General features: G+C 66.1%; 22 protein-coding genes. 8 read left to right on the plus strand and 14 right to left on the minus strand.

Annotation, left to right across the window (positions count from 1 at the left end):
- Nucleotides 1–700: 700 nt before the first annotated feature.
- Both B2R83_RS19480 and B2R83_RS19485 read right to left on the minus strand, forming a co-directional pair.
- Complete coding sequence (locus tag B2R83_RS19480) at nucleotides 701–3,691, minus strand: TonB-dependent receptor (protein ID WP_292044254.1); 2,991 nt, start codon at nucleotides 3,689–3,691, stop codon at nucleotides 701–703.
- Between the two features lie 503 nt (nucleotides 3,692–4,194).
- On the minus strand, nucleotides 4,195–5,073 hold the full coding sequence (locus tag B2R83_RS19485) for a protein phosphatase 2C domain-containing protein (protein WP_292044255.1): 879 nt from the start codon (nucleotides 5,071–5,073) through the stop codon (nucleotides 4,195–4,197).
- A 246-nt stretch (nucleotides 5,074–5,319) separates the two neighbouring features.
- On the opposite strand from B2R83_RS19485, the gene B2R83_RS19490 reads away from it, so the two are divergent.
- The gene (locus tag B2R83_RS19490) at nucleotides 5,320–5,598 is read left to right on the plus strand and encodes a hypothetical protein (protein ID WP_027864081.1); all 279 of its coding nucleotides are present in this window, start codon (nucleotides 5,320–5,322) and stop codon (nucleotides 5,596–5,598) included.
- A gap of 22 nt (nucleotides 5,599–5,620) precedes the next feature.
- On the opposite strand, the gene B2R83_RS19495 is transcribed toward B2R83_RS19490, so the two are convergent.
- Nucleotides 5,621–6,781: a tyrosine-type recombinase/integrase gene (locus B2R83_RS19495; protein ID WP_292044256.1), complete on the minus strand. Its 1,161-nt coding sequence runs from the start codon at nucleotides 6,779–6,781 to the stop codon at nucleotides 5,621–5,623.
- A gap of 107 nt (nucleotides 6,782–6,888) precedes the next feature.
- Here B2R83_RS19495 and B2R83_RS19500 point away from each other — a divergent pair, with 107 nt between their 5' ends.
- Both B2R83_RS19500 and B2R83_RS19505 read left to right on the plus strand, forming a co-directional pair.
- Entirely contained in the window at nucleotides 6,889–7,332 is a 444-nt protein-coding gene (locus B2R83_RS19500; protein WP_036212499.1) for a DUF411 domain-containing protein, read from the plus strand.
- A 64-nt stretch (nucleotides 7,333–7,396) separates the two neighbouring features.
- Complete coding sequence (locus B2R83_RS19505) at nucleotides 7,397–7,738, plus strand: hypothetical protein (RefSeq protein ID WP_292044257.1); 342 nt, start codon at nucleotides 7,397–7,399, stop codon at nucleotides 7,736–7,738.
- On the opposite strand, the gene pnuC is transcribed toward B2R83_RS19505, so the two are convergent.
- Nucleotides 7,735–8,328, minus strand: a complete 594-nt coding sequence (pnuC, locus tag B2R83_RS19510; RefSeq protein WP_292044258.1) for a nicotinamide riboside transporter PnuC — start codon at nucleotides 8,326–8,328, stop codon at nucleotides 7,735–7,737. The two genes, B2R83_RS19505 and pnuC, sit on opposite strands and share 4 nt — an antisense overlap.
- Before the next feature lie 93 nt (nucleotides 8,329–8,421).
- The gene (locus B2R83_RS19515) at nucleotides 8,422–8,922 is read right to left on the minus strand and encodes a pyridoxamine 5'-phosphate oxidase family protein (protein WP_209586656.1); all 501 of its coding nucleotides are present in this window, start codon (nucleotides 8,920–8,922) and stop codon (nucleotides 8,422–8,424) included.
- Nucleotides 8,923–9,081: 159 nt separating this feature from the next.
- Here B2R83_RS19515 and nadB point away from each other — a divergent pair, with 159 nt between their 5' ends.
- The 4 genes from nadB to B2R83_RS19535 all read left to right on the plus strand — a co-directional run bounded on the left by nadB (nucleotide 9,082) and on the right by B2R83_RS19535 (nucleotide 13,719).
- Nucleotides 9,082–10,710 carry an L-aspartate oxidase gene (gene nadB, locus B2R83_RS19520; protein WP_036212699.1) on the plus strand — a complete coding sequence of 543 codons (1,629 nt, stop codon included), beginning with the start codon at nucleotides 9,082–9,084 and terminating at the stop codon, nucleotides 10,708–10,710.
- 52 nt (nucleotides 10,711–10,762) lie between these two features.
- Nucleotides 10,763–11,662, plus strand: coding sequence for a DMT family transporter (locus tag B2R83_RS19525; RefSeq protein ID WP_292044259.1), 900 nt, complete (start codon nucleotides 10,763–10,765; stop codon nucleotides 11,660–11,662).
- 120 nt (nucleotides 11,663–11,782) lie between these two features.
- The gene (locus B2R83_RS19530; RefSeq protein WP_292044260.1) at nucleotides 11,783–12,643 is read left to right on the plus strand and encodes an NAD-dependent protein deacetylase; all 861 of its coding nucleotides are present in this window, start codon (nucleotides 11,783–11,785) and stop codon (nucleotides 12,641–12,643) included.
- A 29-nt stretch (nucleotides 12,644–12,672) separates the two neighbouring features.
- Nucleotides 12,673–13,719 carry an alpha/beta fold hydrolase gene (locus tag B2R83_RS19535; RefSeq protein ID WP_292044261.1) on the plus strand — a complete coding sequence of 349 codons (1,047 nt, stop codon included), beginning with the start codon at nucleotides 12,673–12,675 and terminating at the stop codon, nucleotides 13,717–13,719.
- Between the two features lie 37 nt (nucleotides 13,720–13,756).
- On the opposite strand, the gene B2R83_RS19540 is transcribed toward B2R83_RS19535, so the two are convergent.
- The 9 genes from B2R83_RS19540 to queE form a co-directional block, all read right to left on the minus strand.
- The gene (locus B2R83_RS19540; RefSeq protein WP_229445947.1) at nucleotides 13,757–14,080 is read right to left on the minus strand and encodes a hypothetical protein; all 324 of its coding nucleotides are present in this window, start codon (nucleotides 14,078–14,080) and stop codon (nucleotides 13,757–13,759) included.
- Nucleotides 14,077–14,973 (minus strand): carboxylating nicotinate-nucleotide diphosphorylase, encoded by an 897-nt coding sequence (nadC, locus tag B2R83_RS19545; RefSeq protein WP_292044262.1) that lies wholly within the window; start codon nucleotides 14,971–14,973, stop codon nucleotides 14,077–14,079. Before nadC ends, B2R83_RS19540 begins: the two co-directional genes overlap by 4 nt.
- Nucleotides 14,970–16,118, minus strand: coding sequence for a quinolinate synthase NadA (gene nadA / locus B2R83_RS19550; RefSeq protein WP_292044263.1), 1,149 nt, complete (start codon nucleotides 16,116–16,118; stop codon nucleotides 14,970–14,972). The genes nadC and nadA overlap by 4 nt, the downstream gene beginning before the upstream one ends.
- Nucleotides 16,119–16,134: 16 nt before the next feature.
- Entirely contained in the window at nucleotides 16,135–17,736 is a 1,602-nt protein-coding gene (locus tag B2R83_RS19555; protein WP_349681068.1) for an ABC-F family ATPase, read from the minus strand.
- A 149-nt stretch (nucleotides 17,737–17,885) separates the two neighbouring features.
- The gene (gene ldcA / locus B2R83_RS19560) at nucleotides 17,886–18,815 is read right to left on the minus strand and encodes a muramoyltetrapeptide carboxypeptidase (protein WP_292044264.1); all 930 of its coding nucleotides are present in this window, start codon (nucleotides 18,813–18,815) and stop codon (nucleotides 17,886–17,888) included.
- Complete coding sequence (locus tag B2R83_RS19565) at nucleotides 18,812–19,738, minus strand: alpha/beta fold hydrolase (RefSeq protein WP_292044265.1); 927 nt, start codon at nucleotides 19,736–19,738, stop codon at nucleotides 18,812–18,814. Before B2R83_RS19565 ends, ldcA begins: the two co-directional genes overlap by 4 nt.
- Before the next feature lie 174 nt (nucleotides 19,739–19,912).
- Nucleotides 19,913–20,386, minus strand: coding sequence for a tRNA adenosine(34) deaminase TadA (tadA, locus tag B2R83_RS19570; RefSeq protein ID WP_027864065.1), 474 nt, complete (start codon nucleotides 20,384–20,386; stop codon nucleotides 19,913–19,915).
- Nucleotides 20,379–20,825, minus strand: coding sequence for a 6-carboxytetrahydropterin synthase QueD (gene queD, locus B2R83_RS19575; protein ID WP_027864064.1), 447 nt, complete (start codon nucleotides 20,823–20,825; stop codon nucleotides 20,379–20,381). The genes tadA and queD overlap by 8 nt, the downstream gene beginning before the upstream one ends.
- A 15-nt stretch (nucleotides 20,826–20,840) precedes the next feature.
- Complete coding sequence (gene queE, locus B2R83_RS19580; protein WP_027864063.1) at nucleotides 20,841–21,476, minus strand: 7-carboxy-7-deazaguanine synthase; 636 nt, start codon at nucleotides 21,474–21,476, stop codon at nucleotides 20,841–20,843.
- Between the two features lie 206 nt (nucleotides 21,477–21,682).
- On the opposite strand from queE, the gene B2R83_RS19585 reads away from it, so the two are divergent.
- A complete protein-coding gene (locus tag B2R83_RS19585) occupies nucleotides 21,683–22,582 on the plus strand; it encodes a sensor histidine kinase (protein ID WP_292044266.1) in 900 nt (299 codons plus the stop codon).
- Nucleotides 22,583–22,657 lie beyond the last annotated feature (75 nt).

Here is a 22,657-nt window from a genome sequence, read left to right on the forward strand (position 1 = left end):
GCCTGATTTGCGCAACAAAGCCATAGCGATGGCTTCCGTGCGGACGACTATTGTCAGTGGGACTTGCGAACCTCAGTGGAACAGACATGACACCTCCTGAACCCAACGTTAGCGATTAGGCAATCTTAACTTAGAGAATCTTTTTGTGCCATAACATTTTTCCGCGGCCCTGCTCTACCCTCTGATGTGCTGTTAGGCGTTTGAGTCTAAGATCGTTGGATCCAGTTTTTGGTTGAGAAGCCTGCGATTCGCGACATTGAGGCCGCGCAAGAAGGCTATGATGAAGTCTTTGCCGGCATGTCTGCGAGATCTACAGGGACCTTCATGAAGGGTGCCGAGTGAACTCCATTGAATAGAGTATGAAGACCTTCCAATTGACTCGCATGGGCGAAACCGCTCTAGGTGGCAGCGCACCCCAGGCCAGAGTCATCGCGAAGTTTCAGAATTAGTTCGCGCGTTCGCCGAGTTTCAAAGTTAGTTCGCGATAAAGCGAACTAACTTTGAGATAGCAGAGTAAAGAAATCGCGTAGAATCAAATAGTTACATGCGAACGAGACAGGTCGAATTTAGTTCGCCGGACGAACAGAGCCGTCCACAGCCGAAAGCCCTCTCGCCCGCCGAAGTCCTCCACGCCCGCATCGACCCAAAAAAAAGCCGCGGACTCGCGCCCGCGGCTTTCATCACACAAGCGATCTAGAACTTAGAACTTGTGGTTGTACTCGACCGTGAAGCGCGCATAACGCGGCGTCTGGGTCGACAGGACGCGGCCGTAGCTGTCCAGCAGCGTCTGCGTCGAGCCGTTGTTCAGCATTTCCGAGACCGACTGCACGGTCTGGCGGTTGGCGACGTTGAACACGTCGACCTTTGCCGTCAGGCCCGGCAGGAAGGCCGGCATGTAGGCCAGGTTCACGTCCAGGCGCGTGGTCCACGGCAGACGGCCTTCGGAGCCGCGCGGCGCCGGACGGCCGAAGCACGTCGCGTAGTACGAGCCGTAGCTATGGGCGGCCGGCACGGTCGGGTCGGCGCCCAGGCAGTTCTTCGGACGGCCCGACTGCGCCAGCAGGTTGCCGCCGACCATCCACTCAGGCGTGACCTGGTAGAAGCCGAAGGCCTTCAGCTGGTGACGGCGGTCGTTCGGCAGCGGGCCGTACTTGCCGCGCATCAGCTCAGGCTTGTCCCAGCTGATGGTGTGCGACACGTCCAGCTGGCCGATGTCCGACTGGGTCTGGCCTTCGGTGTTGCCTTCGTTCTTCGACCAGGTGTAGTTCACGCGGCCGTACCAGCCATTGCGGAACGGATGCTCGAGGAACAGGTCGATCGCCTTGTAGGTGCGCTTGGCGTCGTCGAAGCCCAGGTCCGCCTTGCTCAGCTTCACCTCGGTCAGGTTGGTGCCAGTGTTGGCGAAGTCGACCAGGAAGGTGTTGTCCTCGCCCGGGTTGAAGGCCGCGCAGCCGAAACCGGTCCACTTGCTGGTGTTCACGCTCGGATTGCGCGCCAGCCAGGCCTTGAACGGACGGTCGTCGCACATGTCGTCGATGGTCGAGCGCAGCGTGCGGTAGGTGGCGCGGGCGCCGAAGGTCATGTCACGCGACAGCGCGCGCTCGAAACCGAGCGTGATCTCGTCCTGGTAGGTCGGCTCCAGGCTGGTGGCGGCAACGGTATTCGGGTGCTTGTACTGGAAATACTCGTTGTTGGTCGAGAACGGCGCCGGCGCCAGCGGCACCAGACCCTGCGGCGCGCCGGTGACCGGGTCGACACCGGTGTAGGTGAAGGACTGGGTGGTGAACAGCGAACGCGAGGCGCCGCGCACCGAGATGTTGGTCGGCACCTGCACGAAGTAGCGGCCGGCGGTACCGAACACCTTGAACGAGGAGTCGCCGTTCACGTCCCAGGACGCGGCGAAGCGCGGCGCGATCTGGTCCTTGATGTCCATGAACTTCTGCTTGTCGCCGTTGCGGTTCTCGAACTGCTCGTTACGTATGCCGACGGTCAGCAGCAGGTCCTTGGTGACCTGCCAGCGGTCCTCGAGGTACTGGGCCGATTGGTCCGAGTAGGCGTCGGTGATCGAGGTGAACTTGGTCTCGGTCACGTAGTAGCCCTGCAGGCCGTAACCTCCCCCGCTGGCCGGCGCCACCGTCACGTTCTGCAGCGTGATCGGGGTGGTCGGCGACTGCGCGCTGCGCGAGTAGGTCCACAGGCCGCCGCCGGCGCGGAACACACCGGCGTCTTCGGAGCTCAGCCTGTTCTCGTCGATACCTGCGCGCAGCGTGTGGTTGCCGAGACGGTATTCGATGTCCAGGCGAGCGGACTCGACCGTGTCACGGCCGCCGGTGACCGGCACGTTGCCGCTGACAGGGTTCGGATTCGGATACGACAGGCCCGGCACGCGGGCGGCCGGCGTGGACGACACCTGGTACACATTCGGGTTGACGCCCGGATAGGTGCCGTAGGTGTTCTCGTGCTTGGTCGTCGACTTGCCGTACAGGGCCAGCACCGTCAGGTTGTCGGTGATGTTGCCGGTGTACTTGGCGATGTTGACGATGCCGCCGACCGGGGTCTCGCCCGAGAAGTTCTTGTAGTGTTCGCTGGCGCCGATGACGCCGTTGCGGGCGCCGCTGGCGTAATCGTAGCCGGACAGGTACTTGTCCTTCTTCGAGGTGTCGCCGAAGCCGGTGTACTCGAGGCGGTGGTTGTCGTTGATGTTCCAGTCGAGCTTGACCAGGTAGCGGGTGGTCTTGGTTTCCGACTCTTCCCAGCCGCGGCCGGCGGCCGAGGTACTGGTGCGCAAGCCGGTCACGGCATTGGTACCCGAAAAATCGGTACGCGACTGCTCCAGCGAGCCGAAGAAGAACAGCTTGTCCTGGATCAGCGGACCACCGACGTTCACGCCGACCAGCTTGCGGTCGGTCTCGTTGGTCGCGCGGCGGCGGTACAGGGTGCCGTCCGTGGCGGCGGTGTTGCTCGCGCCGAGCACCGGATAGTAGATGTCGTCCTGGCTGGCCTGCAGGTTCTTCGGATCCCACTGCACGATGCCGCCCACTTCCCAGCGGTTGGTACCGCTCTTGGTGGTGATGTTGGCGACGCCGCCGACCGAGCGGCCGAATTCCGCACCGAAGCCGCCGGTGAGGATCTGCGCCTGGCTGATTGCGCCGTACGGCAGTTCCATGTAGCCCAGCTGGGTCAGCGGGTTGGTGACCGGGAAGCCGTTGACGTAGTACGAGTTTTCCGAGACCGCGCCGCCGCCGAAGCTGTTGGCGCCGTTCGGGTAGCGGCTGTCGCCCTGGGTGGTGTTCGGCGCGATCAGGATGATCGACTCGACGTTACGCGCGATAGGCAGCTTTTCCAGCTGGCTGGCAGTAAAGATGGCGCCGTTGTTGGTATTGGTCACGTCGATCGCGCGGCGGCGGCCGACGATCTGCACCTGCTGGGTCGAGAACACGGCTTCGGCGCCCTGGCCGATCAGCACTTCGACTTCGCGGCTTTCGACCACGCTACCGTTGCGCACCAGCTGGACCGCGTAGCGGCCCGGCGGCAGCGAGGTCGCCAGGAAGCGGCCGTTGCCTTCGATCGAGACGGTACGGCGCAGCTTGGTGTCGAGGTTCTCCACCACGACGGTCGCGCCGGCCGGGCTTTCCACCGCGCCGTAGACGTTACCTGTCGTGTTCGATTGGGCCAGTACCGTCGAACTCATGCCCAGCGTCAGTGCGGTCGCTCCGAATGCGAGAGCGAGCGAACGAGCCAGTTTCGTTTTTACTGCCATGAACTTTCTCCTATCGTTTGTGAACCTGCCGCCGAGTCAGGGACAGGCTGGACTCCTCCTTCAGCCAGTTGCAGCCGGTAGGTCTGCTTGGACTAAGAAAGATTTAACGATTGTATTTAGTAAATACTTGACGGCGATGCATGTCATTAGAAAATAGATTTTCCAATTCATGCATACCTGGGAGGACGTTTCAGGCAGCGTTCGGCAGATGGGCGGAAGATATGCGCGCGTTCGATGCTTTTCCGTACACGTTGAGCAAGGGCGTTCTTATTAACTTTTTAGTCAGATATGTAAAGACGTTGTATGGCCACAACTAAACGACTTGCCGGCAACGGAACCGGCGCACCGGCTCTCCCTTATGGCAGAGCCGCAGAAGCTGTCCGGGCCGCTCAAGCGGCCGGCAAGGCTGCAGCGCAGGCCCGGATTCGGCGTGCTCAAACGCGCGGATGATCGCTGCGCCAGAGGATCGCCGATGCATCGTCCGCCTGTTTCACCACGGCCGGCCCCGAAGCCCGCGTCGCGGCTTCGTGGTCGCGCAATTGCGCAAGTGCGGCCGGCAAGCCGTGCTCCATGCACAGGCGGAACAGGCTGTGCGGCGTGTGCAGCGCGTAGGTGTCCACCAGCCGATAGAAGCCGTCGCTCATGACCAGGATGGCCGACCCGGCCTGCGCCTCGAACGTGGACGTGCGTGCGCCGAAGGCGCCGTTTGGCCGCAGGCACAGTGAATTGGTGTTGGCCACGGAATTCTGGAAGGCGCGCCGGGCGCGCAGCATCGGTGTCAAGCGGGCCTGCCTGGCCGCGGCGTCATGGATGCCTTCGCGCCTGAGTTTCTCGATCTCGGTGCGCAGGATCGCTTCCTGCGGATTGACGAAGGGATCCAGGTCCAGCACCTCGCCGTCAGGCCGGCGCAGCAGGATTTTGCAGTCGCCCAGGCAGAACAGCTCCAGCCGGTGGCCGTCGCCATGTTGGTGCGCGCGCACCCAGCTCAGCGCCGCGATCGGCCAGGCGTACAGCGGCACCTCCTTGCCGGCGCAGCGTGCAAGAAATTCCCGATGGACCTGCTCGACGGCGGCGTGCGCGGCCTCGCGCTGACCGAGCCCGGCATCGATGGCCGGACCGAGCGCCGCCGCGAACCGGGTGACGAACCAGACCACGTCGCCTTCGCCCGGCGCGACGTAGTCGCGGTCGGCGACCGAGGTGCCGCCGTCGATGACGACCAGTTCGGTGCTTGCGGGCGTCCGAAAGCTGCCGGCCCAGTCCTCGTTGTGGTCCGGCTTTGCGCCGTCGGAGATTGAATCGATGTGCATGAACATGGTGTGAAACTGCTCGAATAGTAGCCGGTCGAACCGAACTCGACATTATATATGCTAATGTCGAGTGAGATGTGGCATGAATATTCCTAAATCATGGTCCGCATGGAATGATTTTGCTATGCATCAAGCCGCCTGCTGTGTGCTGGGCTGGTCCGGCCCGCGCACGACTGGCGAGCGGCCGTTTGCACCCCTGCCCCACGTGGGTAAAAATGCAGTTATGCGAACTGATCACTCGAAAGGACGAGCATGGGCATCACCGTGAAGAATACGACGCCGGATACGGCCAAGGTCACCCTGGTCGGCGAAATGATGGACGGGAGCTTCGACGCCAAGGTCATGGCGGAGACCGATGTGCCCTACACCAAGTACTGGGACAACGAGCTCGAGCAGCGCATCGTCTACCTGCACCCCGACCCGGAGCAACTGAAGGCGATCGTCGCCGCCCTGAACGAGGGCCGCCTGTCGCTCGACGCCCTGCAGGATTTCGGCAGCTCGGCCGGCGGAGAATCCGAACTGCCGATCTGAGGCCGCCCTCCCCGGCTGCGGCTCAGGGAACCAGCTTGGCGCCCGAACCGATGATCTCGTCGTGGCGTTCGTGGTCGCGCTTGTGCAGGTAGGCGGCGGTGGTCGCGATGTTGGCATGGCCGGCCGTGTCCTGCAGCGTCTTGAGCTGCACCCCGCTGTTGGCGTGGTTGGTCAGCATGCTGTGGCGCAGCCAGTGGGTCGAGGCCTGGCGCAGCGCGGCCGCGCTGTCGGCGTCGCCCTGCGCCATGGCGCGGTCGGCGGCTGCCGCGAACACGGCTTTCAGCGCTTCGGAGGCGGCTTCGTCGGTGATGCGCACCGCTTCCTCCCTGCGGCTGGACAGCACCAGCGGCGTGCGGTCGGCGCGGCTGGCCTGCGGCAGCAGGCCGAAGGCCTGGCGGTAGTCGCGGTAGGCGGCCAGCATTGCCGGCGGCACCGGCAGGCGGCGCGGCTTGGCGCCCTTCCCCATCACGTCCAGCCACCAGCGCCCGTCGCCCTCGCTGTAGATGGCGCCCATGTGGGCGCCGACGATCTCGTTCAGGCGCGCCCCGGTCTGGGCAAACGCGACCAGCAGGAAGCGGTCGCGCTCGCGCTGGCGCAGGCTGGCCGGCGTATCGGCCACGCGCGCCGCGACGGCGTCCAGCGCATGCGCGATCGCCTGCGGCGTCAGGTAGCGGGTGATGCGGCTGCCGTGGGCGGCGCGCACGTTGCGCACCAGCCGGGCCGGATTGCGCCGCAGGTAGCCGGTCTGCTCGGCATAGCCCAGCAGGCCCTTCACGGCGATCATGGCCTGGCGGCGGCTGGCGTCCGACAGCGGGCCGGAAAACGGCCGGTAGCGCGGATCGTTGCGCGGCCACTTGGTGGTGGAGATCCATTCCGGCGGCGGGTTGCGGATGAATTCCTTGTAGGCGTTCAGGTCGGCCACCGTCAGTTGCCGGAAGGTCTTGCGCGCCTCTTCGCGGCACCAGGTGAGGAAGCGGTACAGCTCCTTCTGGGTGTTGGCGATGGATTTCAGGCTCAGCTCTCCCTGGCCGATGTATTCGCGCGCCAGCTCGGCATCGCTGCGCGCATCCGTCACCGGCTCGTCGCCGACGCCGCGGAACACGGCGCCACGCGCGCTGGCCGCCAGCCGCAGGAGCGAATCTTCGGGAAGCGGGTCGAGGTCGATCGGGAGGAAGCTGGGCATGTTGAAACGATACTGTGTCTTTATACAGTATAGCATCCGGTGGCCGGGCCACCAAGCGTGCGGCTGGGGCATAATGCGGGTTTGTTCCCCTCGATCCTGGAGTGACCATGTTCCTGCGTTTCATTCGCCAAGCCGGCGCCGCCACCCTCCTCGCCCTGCCGCTCGCCGCCAGTGCCGCGCAGCCCGTGATCGAGGTATACAAGACCGAGTACTGCGGCTGCTGCAAGGAGTGGATCAAGCACCTCGAAGCAAACGGCTTCCAGGTCAAGGCCCAGAACGTCGCCAATCCGTCCGACTACCGCGAGAAGTTCGGCATCCCGGCCGAATACGGCTCCTGCCACACCGGCCGCGTGGGCGGCTATGCGGTGGAGGGCCACGTGCCGGCAGCCGACATCAAGCGCATGCTGGCGGAAAAGCCCAAGGCGCGCGGCCTCGCGGTGCCGGGCATGCCGATGGGTTCACCCGGCATGGAAGGCGCGCGCAAGGATCCCTATGAGGTGCTGCTGGTGAAGGATGGCGGCAAGACCAGCGTCTACAAGCGCTACGAGTAACGAAGCCCGCGCCGGCCCTGCGGCGTCATTGGCATAATGGGCTTCCAGCATCGAGGAGCCCGATATGAGCAACCAGCATCCGCAGAATGACCCGTCGACGACGCTCGGCGTCGGCGGCACCACCAGCGGCCAGCAAGGCGCGACGCCCAGCCGCGAGACCCAGCAGGAAACCGGCGGCAGCGGCGGCGACGGCCTGACGCGCAACCAGTCCGGCGAGACCGCCAATGCGCCGAGCGGCGCCCCGGCCGCAAGCGGGCACGTCGACGCCGAAGGCAGCGCCATGACCAATATCGGGCGCGGTCCGCAGGACACCCGTCCGAACCAGGCCAGCCCCACCGGCACCGGCCTCGGGACGCCTGAAACCGGCGGCAACCAGAGCGAGGCCGACCTGCCGCCCGCGCGCTAGGCCGGTTCCCTTGCCGGCACCATCGCCGCCGCCGCATCGCGCGCGGCGAGCTTGCGCCACCAGATCCAGGACACGATCGCATTGACCCAGAAACCGGCGTACAGCAGCGCCGTCAGGTGCAGTCCCCGGCTGGCGTAGAGCGGCACGGCGATGCTGTTCACCAGCAGCCAGACCGGCCAGTTCTCGATGCGCCGCCCCATCATGAGGAGCTGGGCGATCACGCTGAACACCAGCACGGCGGAATCGACGAAAGGCGCGTAGGCGTTCGTGTAATGGTGCAGCAGCGCGCCATAGGCGGCTGTGGCGGCGACACCCACCGGCAGCATCCACAGCAGCGTGCGGACGCCCGCATGCGTCACCGGCAGTGGCGCCCCTTGTCGACCGCGCAGCCAGCGCCACCAGCCGAGCAGGCTGGTCCCCACAAAAAACACCTGCAGCACGACGTCGGCGTACAGCCTGTGCCGTGCGAACAGGACGCCGAACAGCGTGCAGCCGATGATCCCGGTCCACCAGGTATGCACGCTGTTGCGCCCGGCGAGCACGATCGCCAGCGCGGTAAAGGCATTCGCCCCGATCTCGAGCGGGCTCAATGCGCCGCCCCGTACCGCAAGTCTCGCCCCATGGATGGCTCCCCAAGAAATGATGAGCACTGTAAGCGAGGCGGCCGGCGTCGGCAAGGGACCTTACATGCGGATGGTCCCGTGGTCGGCGTCGACGTCCGGCGTGGTGCCGGTCACGGCCGCCTTGGCCATGGCGAACATGCGCACCATCTTGCTGTCGTTCGCATCCCAGTATTCGGCGGCGTGCGGCAGCACCCGCACCAGCACGACGTGCTCGTCCTCCGGACCGGCCGGGAACCAGGCCTGCACCATGGGGTTCCACAACGCGTGGATCCGCGTGCGCTCGACCACGCGCTCGGCGTGGCCGCTGACCGAGACCCAGGTGCTGTTGTCGGGATCGGCGAAGCTGACGTTCACCTCCGGCTCGTGGGCGATGTTGTCCCACAGCTCGGTCGTGGTGCGGGTGTAGAACCACAGGGCGCCTTCGCCGTCGACCTGCTGGTTGGTCATCGGCTGGCTGACCAGGTGGCCGTTCTGGTCACGGGTCGTGAACATGGCGAAGCGCATCGAGCCGATCTTCTCGGACAGCGCGGCCGCGTGCGCCTGGGCGTGTTGAGCTGACATGGCAATCCTTTCATTAGGTGGAAAGGCGATCCTAGCGCCGCTTCAAAGGCCCATCCGTGCGTCCGCGTACAGTGTCCCGCCCTTGACCCACCGGCCCCTCCCTGACGCGAGCTGGCCAAATCGACTATAGTGATGCCTCTGTACAAACCTGACCTCACCATGAAATTTGACGTCGCTATTGTCGGCAGCGGTCTGGCCGGCCTGTCGGTGGCCCTGCACCTGGCGCAAACGCGCAAGGTTGCGATCATCTCCAAACGCGCCCTCCTCGACGGCGCCAGCAACTGGGCCCAGGGCGGCATCGCCGCGGTGCTCGATTCCAGCGACAGCCACGACCAGCACATCGCCGATACCCTGATCGCAGGCGCCGGCCTATGCGAGGAAGCGGCGACCCGCTACATCGTCGAGAACGGCCGCGCGGCGATCGAATGGCTGATCGAGCAAGGCGTGCCCTTCACCCGCGACGAATCGGCGGAACTCGGTTTCCACCTGACCCGCGAGGGCGGCCACAGCCAGCGCCGCATCATCCATGCGGCCGACGCCACCGGCCATGCGGTGCAGGTGACGCTGGAGCAGAAAGTGCGCGCGCACCCGAACATCGCCTTGTTCGAGCACCACTGCGCGATCGACGTCATCACCTCGGACAAGCTGACCGGCAAGGGCGTGCACGGGGGCGCCCCGCACCTGGTGGGCCAGCCGCGCTGCTACGGCCTGTACGTGCAGGACGAGCAAAGCGGCGAGGTACTCGCCTTCGAAGCCGAGCACACGGTGCTGGCCACCGGCGGCGCCGGCAAGGTCTACCTGTACACGACGAATCCCGACACCGCCACCGGCGACGGCATCGCCATGGCCTGGCGCGCCGGCTGCCGGGTATCGAACATGGAATTCATCCAGTTCCACCCGACCTGCCTGTACCACCCGTATGCCAAATCCTTCCTGATCACGGAAGCGATCCGCGGCGAAGGCGGCCTGCTCAAGCTGCCGCCCGAAGCCGGCGCCGCGGCCGGGACCCGCTTCATGCCGGCCCACGACGAGCGCGGCGAGCTGGCCCCGCGCGACGTGGTGGCGCGCGCGATCGACTTCGAGATGAAAAAGCGCGGCCTGGACTACGTCCATCTCGACATCAGCCACCAGGACCCGGAATTCCTCAAGGAGCACTTCCCGACCATCCATGCGCGCTGCCTGGAACTGGGCATCGACATCACCAAGGAGCCGATTCCGGTGGTGCCGGCGGTGCACTTCACCTGCGGCGGCATCGTCACCGACCTGGCCGGCCGCACCGACATCCCCGGCCTGTACGCGGTCGGCGAGACCGCCTGCACCGGGCTGCACGGCGCGAATCGCCTGGCCAGCAACTCGCTGCTCGAGTGCGTGGTGATCGGACGCGCCTGCGCGCACCAGATCGCGGCCGCGCCGAAGATCGAGAACCCGGTGCTGCCGCCCTGGGACGAGTCGCGCGTGACCAATGCCGACGAAGAGGTGGTGATCGCCCACAACTGGGACGAGCTGCGCCGCTTCATGTGGAACTACGTCGGCATCGTGCGCACCACCAAGCGCCTCGAGCGCGCCCAGCACCGCATCAAGCTGCTCAAGGAAGAGATCGACGAGTACTACCGCAACTTCCGCATCACGCACGACCTGCTGGAGCTGCGCAACCTGGTCGAGGTGGCGTCGCTGATCGTCAACAGCGCGCTCTCGCGCCACGAAAGCCGCGGCCTGCATTATTCGCGCGACTTCCCGGATACCCTGCCGAAGGCCCTGCCGAGCGTGCTGACGCCGGAACGCCGCTGATTTCCCCGGCCGGCCCGCAAGCGCGGGCCGGCCGCCTTGCCAGGCATTGCCCATGTCCCGCCCCGCCCTCACGCCTTCCACCATCCTGCTGCTGACCGTTCCCCCGGTGCTGTGGGCGGGTAATGCCATCGTCGGCCGCCTGGTGCGCGACGCGGTGCCGCCGATGACGCTCAACCTGATCCGCTGGTCGATCGCGCTGGCGGTGCTGGTGCCGCTCGGGCGGGCGGCGCTCAGGCACGGCAGCGGCGTGCTGGCCAACTGGCGCCGCTACGCCATGCTCGGCCTGCTGGGCGTGGGCCTGTACAACTCGCTGCAATACCTGGCCCTGCAGAGTTCCACGCCGATCAACGTGACCCTGGTGGCGTCAGGCGTGCCGGTCTGGATGCTGCTGGTCGGCCGGCTGTTCTACGGCGTGCCGGTCAAGCGCAAGCAGGTCGTCGGTGCGATCCTGTCGATCGCTGGCGTGCTGGTGGTGCTGTGCCGCGGCGACATCCACGGCCTGCTGCAGCTGCGCCTGGTGATCGGCGACCTGTACATGATCCTGGCCACCATCGCCTGGTCTTTCTACAGCTGGATGCTGATGCAGCAGAAGGACGTGCCCGGCCTGCGCGCCGACTGGGCGGCGTTTCTTCTCGCCCAGGTCGGCTATGGCGTGCTGTGGTCGGCCGCCCTGGCCGGCGGCGAATGGGCGCTGCGCGATGTTGCCATCAGCTGGAGCTGGTCCTTGGGGGCTGCCCTGCTGTACGTGGCGATCGGCCCGGCGATCCTGGCGATGCGCTGCTGGGGCGCGGGCGTGCAGCGTGCCGGGCCAAGCATCGGCGCCTTCTTCATCAACCTGACGCCGCTGTTCACGGCCCTGCTGTCCTCGGCCTTTCTCGGCGAGCCGCCGCACCTCTACCACGTGCTGGCCTTCGGCATGATCGTGGGCGGCATCGCGGTCTCGGCACGCTAGGCTGCGCCTTGCGAAAACGGGATGGCGCATCCATGTCGCCTTCATTGTTTAGCCAGGGTATCGTGTTTCTGTCCGCGCAAGCCGGATGCTACGATCCCAGCCAATGGAGGATCACGCGACATGGCAGCAGTTTTACCCGTTCAAGACCAGGCTGAGGCGCTGGCGGAATTCCTGGAACGGTATCCGCGCGCGTTGGTGCTGACCGGCGCCGGCCTGTCCACCGCCTCGGGCATCCCCGATTACCGCGACCGCGACGGCACACGCCGCGGCCGCCAGCCGATCCAGGGGCCGGAATTCCGGCGTTCGGTCGACATCCAGCGCCGCTACTGGGCGCGCAGCATGGTCGGCTGGCCGATCATGTCGAAAGCCCGGCCGAACGAGGGCCACCGCGCGCTGTCGCGCCTGGAAAAGCACGGCAGCTTCGGCTACCTGTTGACGCAGAACGTCGACGGCCTGCACCAGCAGGCCGGCAGCCACGCCGTGCTCGAACTGCACGGCAACGTGCACAGCGTCGTGTGCATGCATTGCAAGGCGCAGTTCCCGCGCGCCTTCGTGCAGACCCTGCTGAACGAGGCCAATCCCGAGCTGGCGAACGTGCTCGCCGCGCCCCTGCCGGACGGCGACGCCGCGATCGAACCGGACGCCCTCGAGGACTTCCACTTGCCCTTCTGCCTCCATTGCGGCGGCGCGCTGGCCCCGGATGTCGTATTCTTCGGCGACGGCATCCCGCCACCGCGTACCGCCTGCGCCCTGGCGCAGATGGAGGCGGCCGACGCCTTGCTGGTGGTCGGTTCGTCGCTGATGGTGTACTCGGGTTTCCGTTTCTGCCGCATGGCGCAGGAGAGCGGCAAGCCGATCGCGGCGGTGAACCTGGGGCGTACCCGGGCGGACCACCTGATCGCACTCAAAATAGAAGAGTCGGCCGAGCGGCTGTTGCCGCGCGTCGCCGGCCTGCTCCACGCGGAGGAGCCGGAGGAGTGACATTCACTACTCGACCACAGGGGGATTTTGTGACCAAGAGCTACCGCACGACAACAACGAGCAGCACGGGTTCCAGCGGCCCGCGCACGGGCGCCATCCTGGCCGCCATCGGCCTGGCCGCCTCCTTCTTCTATGTCCGCGCCAAGACCAGGCAGGCCGAGCGCGACAATCCACCGCAGGGCAAGTTCGTCGAGGTCGACGGGGTACGCCTGCATTACGTGGAACGTGGTTCCGGGCCTGTCCTCGTACTGCTGCACGGGAACGGCGTCTATTCGAAAGATTTCGAAACGAGCGGCCTGCTCCGGCGGGCAGCCGAGCATTACCGCGTGATCGCCTTCGACCGGCCCGGTTTCGGCTACAGCGAGCGTCCGCGCAGCACGCTATGGACTCCGGACAAGCAAGCGGCCCTGCTGCACCGGGCGCTCGAGCAGATCGGCGTGGAATCGGCCATCGTGCTTGGCCACTCCTGGGGCACGATGGTGGCGCTGGCGATGGGCTTGCAGCAGCCCGACTTCGTGCGCGGGCTGGTGCTGCTGTCGGGATATTACTACCCGAGCATACGCCTGGACGTGGCCACGCTGACGCAGCCGGCCATACCGGTCATCGGCGACGTCTTGCGGTATACGGTGTTGCCGCTGGTCGCGCGGGCAATGTGGCCCGGCATGGCCAAGCGCAGCTTCTCGCCCAGGCCGGTCGACCGGCGCTTCGATGCCTTCCCGGTCTGGATGGCCCTGCGGCCGAAGCAGCTGCGCGCCGCCGCGGCGGAGACCGCGGTCATGATCCCCGCGGCGGCCTCGTTGTCGAAGCGCTATGCCGAATTAAAGGTGCCGTCGGTCATCGTGGCCGGCACCCAGGACAAGATCGTCGATGCGGGTCACAATTCGGAGCGCCTGAGCGAGCGCCTGGCCCTGAGCCGGCTCGAACTGGAGCCTGGCGTGGGGCACATGACGCACTATGCGGACCTTGACAAGGTGATGGCGGCGATCGACACGATCGCGACGCAGGTGGGCGAACCGCTGCATCTGCGCTCGCCCGAGGCGGAAGCCCTGGCGCGGGCGAGCGAGAGTGGCGTGTAAAGCAGAATGATGGGACCGGACGCGCCGCGTCCGTCCATCAGCCCTTGAGCACGTACTTGATGATGATGCCGGCCATGAGCGCCGCGAAGATCACCAGCGACAGGCCGCCGTGCAGCGCCGGCGAGCCGATCGATACCTGCGAGGTGCGCGGGTCCATCTCCATGCGCACGGCCTTGCCGAACATGACCGGACGCAGGAAACCGCGCACGCCCACCAGCACCATGCCGATGCCGAAGCACAGATCGGCGGTGCTATTGGCGTTCAGGCCATTCGCCAGTGTCGGCAAGCCCAGCACCAGGCCGAAGACCAGCCACAGGATGCGCGCACCGGTCGAGATGCGCAGACGGCTCCAGTCCATCATGCCGCCACCTCCTTGATCGCGCCGACGATCCGCAGCGAATAGTCGGTCGCGCGCACGTCCTTGGTCAGGCTGCCGACCGAGATGCGGTCGACGCCGGTTTCGGCGATCGCCCGTACCGTGTCCATGTTGATCCCGCCGGAGGCCTCCAGCAGCGCACGGCCGGCGTTCACCCGCACCGCCTCAACCATCATGTCGAGGTCGAAGTTGTCCAGCAGGACCGACTTGACGCCGGCCGCCAGCGCTTCTTCCAGCTGGGCGATGGTCTCGACCTCGATCTGCACCGGCGCGCCCGAGTTCAGCGCCTCGGCCGCCTGCAGGGCGCGGGTCACGCCGCCCGCCGCAGCGATGTGGTTTTCCTTGATCAGGATGCCGTCGTACAGCGCCATGCGCTGGTTCTGGCCGCCGCCGACACGCACCGCATATTTTTGCGCCAGGCGCAGGCCCGGCAGGGTCTTGCGGGTGTCGAGGATGGCCGCCTTGGTGCCGGCAATCACGTCGACATACTTGCGGGTGGCGCTCGCCACGCCCGAGAGCAGCTGCATGAAGTTCAGCGCCGCACGCTCGGCGGTGAGCAGCGAGCGCGGGCAGCCTTCGATGGTGCAGACGGTCGAGTCCTTGGCCATCAGGTCGCCTTCGGCATACTGCCAGGCGATCTCGATGTCCTGGTCGACGGCCAGCATCACGCCCTCGAACCAGGGCGCGCCGCACAGCACGGCCGCTTCGCGCACGATCACGCGCGCCTGCACGCGCGGCTCGCTCGGGACCAGCATGCCGGTCAGGTCGCCGGTGCCGACGTCTTCCAGCAGCGCCGCCAGGATGTTGGCTTCAAAACTGGACTGCAGCTTCTCGTCGAACTGGGCGTCAAGAATATAAGGATTACGCAGGGTCGTCATGCGGGGCCGACTCCGTTGAACAGTTTGGTGTTCTGCTCGAGCGCACCGCTCGGCAGGGCCTGTGCCTTCTTGGCGGCGGCGAAATCGAGCATGCGGTCGATCGCGCGCTTGGCCTGGCGGCCGATCTCCGGGTCGACGTGGACTTCGTTGGCGCCGCTTTCCAGTGCTTCCGCCAGGTTCTTCAGGCCGTTCATGGCCATCCACGGGCAGTGGGCGCAGCTCTTGCAGGTGGCGCTGTTGCCCGCGGTGGGCGCTTCGATGAAGTGCTTGCCCGGGGCCGCAGCGCGCATCTTGTGCAGGATGCCGTTGTCGGTGGCGACGATGAAGGTGGTCGCCGGCAGGTTCACGGCGGCGTTGATCAGCTGGGTGGTCGAGCCGATCACGTCGGCCTGGGCCACCACCGAGGCGGGCGACTCCGGGTGCACCAGCACTTTCGCATCCGGGTATTCAAGCTTGAGCAGATCGAGTTCGACGCCCTTGAACTCGTCGTGCACCAGGCAGGAGCCCTGCCACAGCAGCATGTCGGCGCCGGTCTGCTTCTGGATATACGAGCCCAGGTGGCGGTCGGGCGCCCACAGGATCTTCTTGCCCTGCTCGTGCAGGTGCTTCACGATGTCCAGGCCGATCGACGAGGTCACCATCCAGTCGGCGCGCGCCTTCACGGCGGCGCTGGTATTGGCGTACACCACCACGGTGCGGTCCGGATGCTGGTCGCAGAAGGCCGCGAACTCGTCGGCCGGGCAGCCCAGGTCGAGCGAACAGGTCGCGTCCAGGTCCGGCATCAGGATGGTCTTTTCCGGGCTCAGGATCTTGGCCGACTCGCCCATGAAGCGCACGCCGGCCACGACCAGGGTCTGGGCCGGGTGGTCACGGCCGAAGCGCGCCATCTCGAGCGAATCCGAGACGCAGCCGCCGGTTTCCTCGGCCAGGTCCTGCAGCTCGGCGTCCACGTAGTAGTGGGCCACCAGCACGGCATTGCGTTCCTTCAGCAGGCGCTTGATGCGTTCCTTCAGCTCCGCCTTTTCGGCGGCGCTCGGCACGGCGGGCACGCGCGCCCAGGCTTCGGCCGTCGCCGGGTTGATGCTGCAGGCCTCGCCGACCTGCGGGCGGTCGTATTCGTAGGTCTTGATCGGTGCGGTGATCATGCGGTCGGGTCTCCTATCAGGCGATGCCCTGGCTCGTCAGGTACTCTTCGTAGTTGCCGCGGAAGTCGATGATCTCGTTCTCGCGGATCTCGAGGACGCGGGTGGCCAGCGAGGACACGAACTCGCGGTCATGCGAGACGAAGATCATGGTGCCGGCGTACTTGTCGAGGGCGATGTTGAGCGACTCGATCGATTCCATGTCCATGTGGTTGGTCGGTTCGTCGAGCAGCAGCACGTTGTGTCGGCCCAGCATCAGCTTGCCGTACATCATGCGGCCCTTCTCGCCGCCGGACAGCACCTTGACCGACTTCTTGACTTCGTCGCCGCCGAACAGCAGGCGGCCCAGGATCGAGCGCACCGCCTGGTCGTCGTCGCCTTCCTGGGTCCACTGGCCCATCCAGTCGGTGAGGTTTTCGCCGCCGGCGAATTCCTCGGTTGGATCCTGCGGCATGTAACCGACGTCGGCGTTCTCGGCCCACTTCACGCGGCCGCTGTCGGCGTCCAGGCCGGTGATCTCGGCGCCGCCGATGCAGCGCAGCAGCGTGGTCTTGCCGGCGCCGTTGGCGCCGATGATCGCGATGCGTTCGCCTGCCTCGACCATGATCGAGAAGTTCTTGAACAGCTGGCGGTCATAGGCTTTCGACAGGCCTTCGGTCTCTACCGCCAGGCGGTGCAGCTTCTTCTCGCCTTCGAAGCGGACGAAAGGATAAGCGCGCGAGGACGGCTTGAATTCCTCGATCTTGATCTTGTCGATCATCTTGGCGCGCGAGGTCGCCTGGCGCGCCTTGGACTTGTTGGCCGAGAAGCGGCGCACGAAGTCCTGCAGTTCGGCGACCTTTTCCTTGGCCTTGGCGTTATTGGCCAGCTGCTGGTTGCGCGCCTGGGTCGAGGCCAGCATGTAGTCGTCGTAGTTGCCCGGGTAGATCTTCAGCGTGCCGTAGTCCATGTCGGCCACGTGGGTGCAGACCTGGTTCAGGAAGTGGCGATCGTGCGAGATGATGATCATCGTCGAGTTGCGCTGGTTGAGGATGTCTTCCAGCCAGCGGATCGTGTTGATGTCCAGGTTGTTGGTCGGTTCGTCGAGCAGCAGGATGTCCGGATTCGAGAACAGGGCCTGGGCCAGCAGCACGCGCAGCTTCCAGCCCGGCGCCACGGCGCTCATCGGACCCTGGTGCAGTTCGCTGGCGATGTCCAGGCCGAGCAGCAGCTCGCCGGCGCGCGCTTCGGCCGAGTAGCCGTCGTATTCGGCGACCTTGCCTTCGAGCTCGGCGGCTTTCATGTAGTCTTCGTCGGTCGCTTCCGGGTTCGCGTAGATCGCGTCGCGCTCGGAGATGGCATTCCACAGTTCGGTGTGGCCCATCATGACGACGTCCAGCACGCGCACGTCTTCGTAGGCGAACTGGTCCTGGCGGAGTTTACCGAGGCGCTCGCCCGGGTCGAGGCTGACGTTACCGGCCGAGGGCTCCAGGTCGCCGCCGAGGATCTTCATGAACGTCGACTTGCCGCAACCGTTCGCACCGATCAGGCCGTAACGGTTGCCTTCGCCGAACTTGACGGAGATGTTCTCGAACAGCGGCTTGGCGCCGAATTGCATCGTGATATTGGCAGTGGATAGCACTAGGAAACCTTTAGAAGCGGAGTTAGCAACGGTGTTGCCGGATAACCCGCGATTCTACCATCGCGGGGCCTGGAGGGCGAATCGCTGCGGCCGACAAGGCAAAACGGCGCACTCGCGTGCGCCGTCGAGGACAGGTGCGCGCGGACCGCTCAGCCGCAGTGGCCGGCCCGGCGTAGCGTCGGATAATCCGACAGCGACAGTGTGAACCCATCGTCGCGCGACACCAGGCGTCCCTGGGCGCCGAAAGGAATCGTCACCCGGCGCGGGATGTGCCCGAAGCTCAGGCCCTGGATGAGCGGGACCGGCAGCGTGGCGCGCAGGTGGGCCAGCATGGTGTCGAAATCGTAGCCGTTGTCGTTCGGCGCCAGCTTGTAGCCGGAAAAGTCGCCCAGCACGACCGCGCGCTGGCGTTCCAGTACGCCGGCCTGGTGCAGCTGGAGCAGCATGCGTTCGACCCGGTAAGGGTGTTCGCCGATATCTTCCAGATACAGGATGCCGCCGTCGATGCGCGGGAAATAAGGGGTGCCCAGCAGCGAGACGATCATCGCCAGGTTGCCGCCCCAGACGGTTCCCGCTTCGTCGATGCGCGGATTGCCTGCCACACATTCGCTGATGGTGTGGGTTGGGCCCGCCAGGCACTGCCAGAAGTCGTCAAGCGTGAACTGCACCGGTTCGCGGGCGCCGAAGTCGCCCGCGATCATCGGGCCGGCGTAGCTGAGCGCCCCGGTGCGCGCCATCAGGCCCATGTGGATGGCCGTGACGTCGGAAAAGCCGACCACCAGCTTGCCGCTGGCGGCGATCGCCTCGAAATCGATGTGCGGCAGCAGGCGGGTGGTGCCGTAGCCGCCGCGCAGGGCCATGATGATCTGCACGTCCGGATCGGCAATGGCGGCGGCGAGCTGGTCCAGGCGGCCCTGGTCGGTGCCGCCGAAGCGTTCGTGGATGCCGGCGTGGTTGTAATAGTTATGGACGAGGCAGCCCTGCTGCTCGAGGCGGGCGATGCCGCGGTCGACCGCGCACGGGTCGAGCGCCTGGCCGGCCGGGGCCACGATGGCGATGCCGATTTGTTGGGTGATCACTGTTTGACAAAGAGCCGAGGTGTTGAGTCTGGCAACATCTTACCCCTGGCGTGGGCGTCGATCAAGGCAAGGAGCCTCTCGACCAGCTGCAGCGGGAGGTCGTGGCCCATGCCCTGGATGACTTCGAGGCGGGCGCCGGGGATGCGGCTGGCCGTGTCTTCGCCGCAGGCGAGCGGCACCAGCGGGTCGTTGGCGCCATGGATCACGAGCGTGGGCGCGGTGATCGTGCGCAGGAGCGCGCAGCGGTCGCCCGAGGCCGCGATCGCCATCATCTGGCGCGCCACGCCGCCGGGGCAATAGCTACGGCGCACCGAGCGGGCGACGCGCTTGCGCAAGGCTTTGTCCGGGGTCGGGTAGGACGGGCTGCCGATGGCGCGCATGACGCTGACGCCGTGGTCGACAATGCTCTCGATGTCTCCGGGGTCGGCCGGACGCCGGGTCAGCAGGCTGCTGACTTTTTTCTCGGGGCCGGGCAAACCGCGGCGGCAACTGCTCGACATGATCGAGGTCAGGCTCAGGATGCGCTGCGGGTAACGCGCCGCCAGGATCTGGGCAATCATGCCGCCCATCGAGATCCCGACCACGTGGGCGCGCGCCACGCCGAGGGCCGACAGCACCCCGATCGCATCTTCGGCCATGTCCTCCAGGCGGTAGGGGGCGTGCAGCGGCCAGCCGAGCCTGGCCTTGATCGAGGCCAGCATCAGGTTGGGGATGCCGGCCTGCTCGAACTTGGTGGACAGGCCGCAATCGCGGTTATCGAAGCGGATCACGTAGAAGCCGAGCTCGACCAGGCCTTCGACGAACTCGTCGGGCCAGGCGGTCAGCTGCATGCCGAGCCCATGCACCAGCAGCAGCGGTGGGGCCTTGGGGTCGCCTGCGGTGTCGAAGGCGATGCGGATTCCGTTGGCGTTCAGCGTGGGCATGGCGGCATGCCGGCGCCGCGCAAGGCGGCATCGGCTCTTCTAGCGACGGGGTTGGCTCGCCGCATGGAGGAAAAACCCCGAACGGCTTGCAAACAGCATATCACTTTCAACGGGGGCCAGGCGCTAGTGCGGGCGTACGACTTGTCTTACGCCCAACAGCAAAACGGCCCTTGCCTAGCTGGACGCGGGAAGCTTGCGCGCCGCGGCCCGGCGCTCGGCGAAGAAGGCCCGCAACAGGCTGCTCGCCTCGTCGGCCATCACGCCCCCCTGCACCTCGGTATGGTGGTTGAGACGCTCTTGGTCGAACAGGTTGAGCACGGAGCCGCAGGCGCCGGTCTTCGGATCCACCGCGGCGTAGATCACGCGCGCCAGGCGCGCATGCATCATCGCACCCGAGCACATGATGCAGGGCTCGAGCGTAACGTAGAGTTCGCAGCCCGGCAGCCGGTAGTTGCCAAGCTTGTCGGCGGCGGCGCGCAGCGCGACGATCTCGGCGTGGGCAGTGGGATCGTGGCGGCCGATCGGCTGGTTGTAGCCGGTGGCGATCACTTCACCGTCCTTGACCACCACCGCTCCTACCGGCACCTCGCCCTCGGCCCAGGCCAGCCTGGCCTGCTCCAGGGCCAGCCCCATGTAGCGGTCAGACATCGGTCACTTCGGCCCAGCAGTTCGGGGTTTCGTGCAGCACCAGTTTGTGCAGGCGCAGGCCGGTGCCGTAACGGTCGGTGAACACCGTCTTGAGGATGTTGAAGGCGACGCGCGCCAGGTTTTCCACGGTCGGGATGCAGTCGATCACCACGGTCTTGTGGCCGGGCAGCGAGGCCAGGAACTCGCGCACCAGGTCGTCCTTTTCGTACACCAGGAAGGCATGGTCCCACACGTCGACGAGGTGCTGCTTCGCCAGGGTTTTGACGTCGGAGAAGTCCATGATCATGCCGTTGTCGGAATTTCCTTCAACATCGATGACGTCGCCGGTCAGGGTGATCTCGAGGGTATAGCGGTGGCCGTGCAGGTTGCGGCACTGGCTCTTGTGGTCGGGAATACGATGGCCGGCATCGAATTCCAGCTTGCGGGTGATAGTTAACATCGGGTCAGCAATGATTCAGGGGATCTGGAGGAGTTTGTGGGTCTGCAGGCTCAGCTTCCACTTGGGGTTGCGGCGGCAGGTCTCGATCGCCAGGCGCGTATTCTGCGCGGCGAGCGGGCCGTCCATCGGCTGCACGTAGAAGTTCTCGAAGTCGAGCCCCTCGTAGGCGGACAGGTCCTGGCCCGCCTGGGGAATCACCACCTTGATCTCGTTGCCCTTCGCGACCACCAGTTCGGCGCCCATCTTGGGGCTGACGCAGATCCAGTCCACGCCTTCCGGGACCGGCAGCGTGCCGTTGGTCTCGATGGCGATCGTGAAGCCGCGCGCGTGCATGGCGTCGATCAGCGCCCGGTCCAGCTGCAGCAGCGGTTCGCCGCCGGTGAAGACCACGTACTTGCTGGCGGCGTGGGCGGCCGGCCACAGGCCGTCGATCTCTGCCGCGAGCAGCTCGGGCGCGCGGAACTTGCCGCCGCGCTCGCCGTCGGTGCCGACGAAGTCGGTGTCGCAGAAGGTGCAGACGGCCGCGGCGCGGTCGGCCTCGCGGCCGGTCCACAGGTTGCAGCCCGAAAAGCGGCAGAATACGGCCGGGCGCCCCGCATGGGCGCCTTCGCCCTGCAGGGTGTAGAAGATCTCTTTGATGCTGTAAGTCACGGTAAGCCTCTCGTCAACCCTCCATTATAACGCGCGGCCGGCGGCCCGTGGGCCAGGCATCCATGCATTGAGGATGAGCAATATTGCCTGACGGACTCAGGTGTACCTTCATACGGAATCTTCCGAATGCTAGTCAGAAGGATGCTATGAACAAGTCCACCTCATTCCTAGTCCGATATTCAGCCTTTGCCTCAGCGCTCGGCGCCATGGCGTTCAGCGCCCCGGCCAATGCCGTCATGCCGCTGCCGCTGCGCGGCGCGCCGCCGGAGATGATGGCCGCCGCCATGGTGACGCTGGCCGCCATCGCCCTGGCCGTGCTGCTGGAGCGGCTCAGGCACGCTACCCAGGAACGAATCCGCGCGCTGGAACAGCAGCTGGAGGCCGAGCGCGGCGCCCACGCCGACGTCGAAGACGCCCTCGCCGGCAGCCACGAAGTGCTGTGCCGCCTGGTGCGGCAGCAGGAAAGCGTGCGCGAAGCCGAGCGTGCCCGGATCGCGCGCGACCTGCACGACGAGCTCGGGCACCGCCTGCTGTCGCTGCGGGTGGAGCTGGCGCTGCAGCAGGCCGCGGTACGCGGCACCTCTGCCGCCGTGCACGACAAGCTGACGGTCGCCATCGGCAACCTCGATACCGCCATCCGTTCGGTGCGCGCCCTCGTGTCCGGCCTGCGCCCGATCGCCAAGGGCCTGGGCCTGCGCCAGGCGGCCGAGCGCCACCTGGCCGACTTCGCGCGCCTGCACGGACTGGACTACCGCTTCGATGCGGGGCGGGACGGGCTGGAGGAAGACGAGCGGCGCGACCAGGAGCAGGACGCGGTGCTGTTCCGCGTGCTGCAGGAATCGCTGTCCAACGTGGCGCGCAATGCCCAGGCCACCATGGTCTGCGTCACCCTGGTGGAGTCGGCCGACGAGGCCGTCTTGACGATCGAGGACGACGGCATCGGGCCAAGCGCCCTCGACCATCTGGAGGCACGCGGCTGCGGCATCGCCGGGATGCGCGAGCGCACCGAGGCCTTCGGCGGCACCCTGACGGTGCTGCCCGGCCGGCGCGGCGGGACGGTCGTGTGCGCAACACTGCCCCTGACGCGGATACCTGCCCCCGTGTGAAACCGGTGGTGAGGGCAAGCAGGAAGGGCTCTTGCTGAAAATCAATAAGTTCGTCCCTGCGCAGTAGCAGAATCG

The organism is Massilia sp. UBA6681 (assembly GCF_002454935.1).
Classification (GTDB): Bacteria; Pseudomonadota; Gammaproteobacteria; order Burkholderiales; family Burkholderiaceae_D; genus Telluria; species Telluria varians.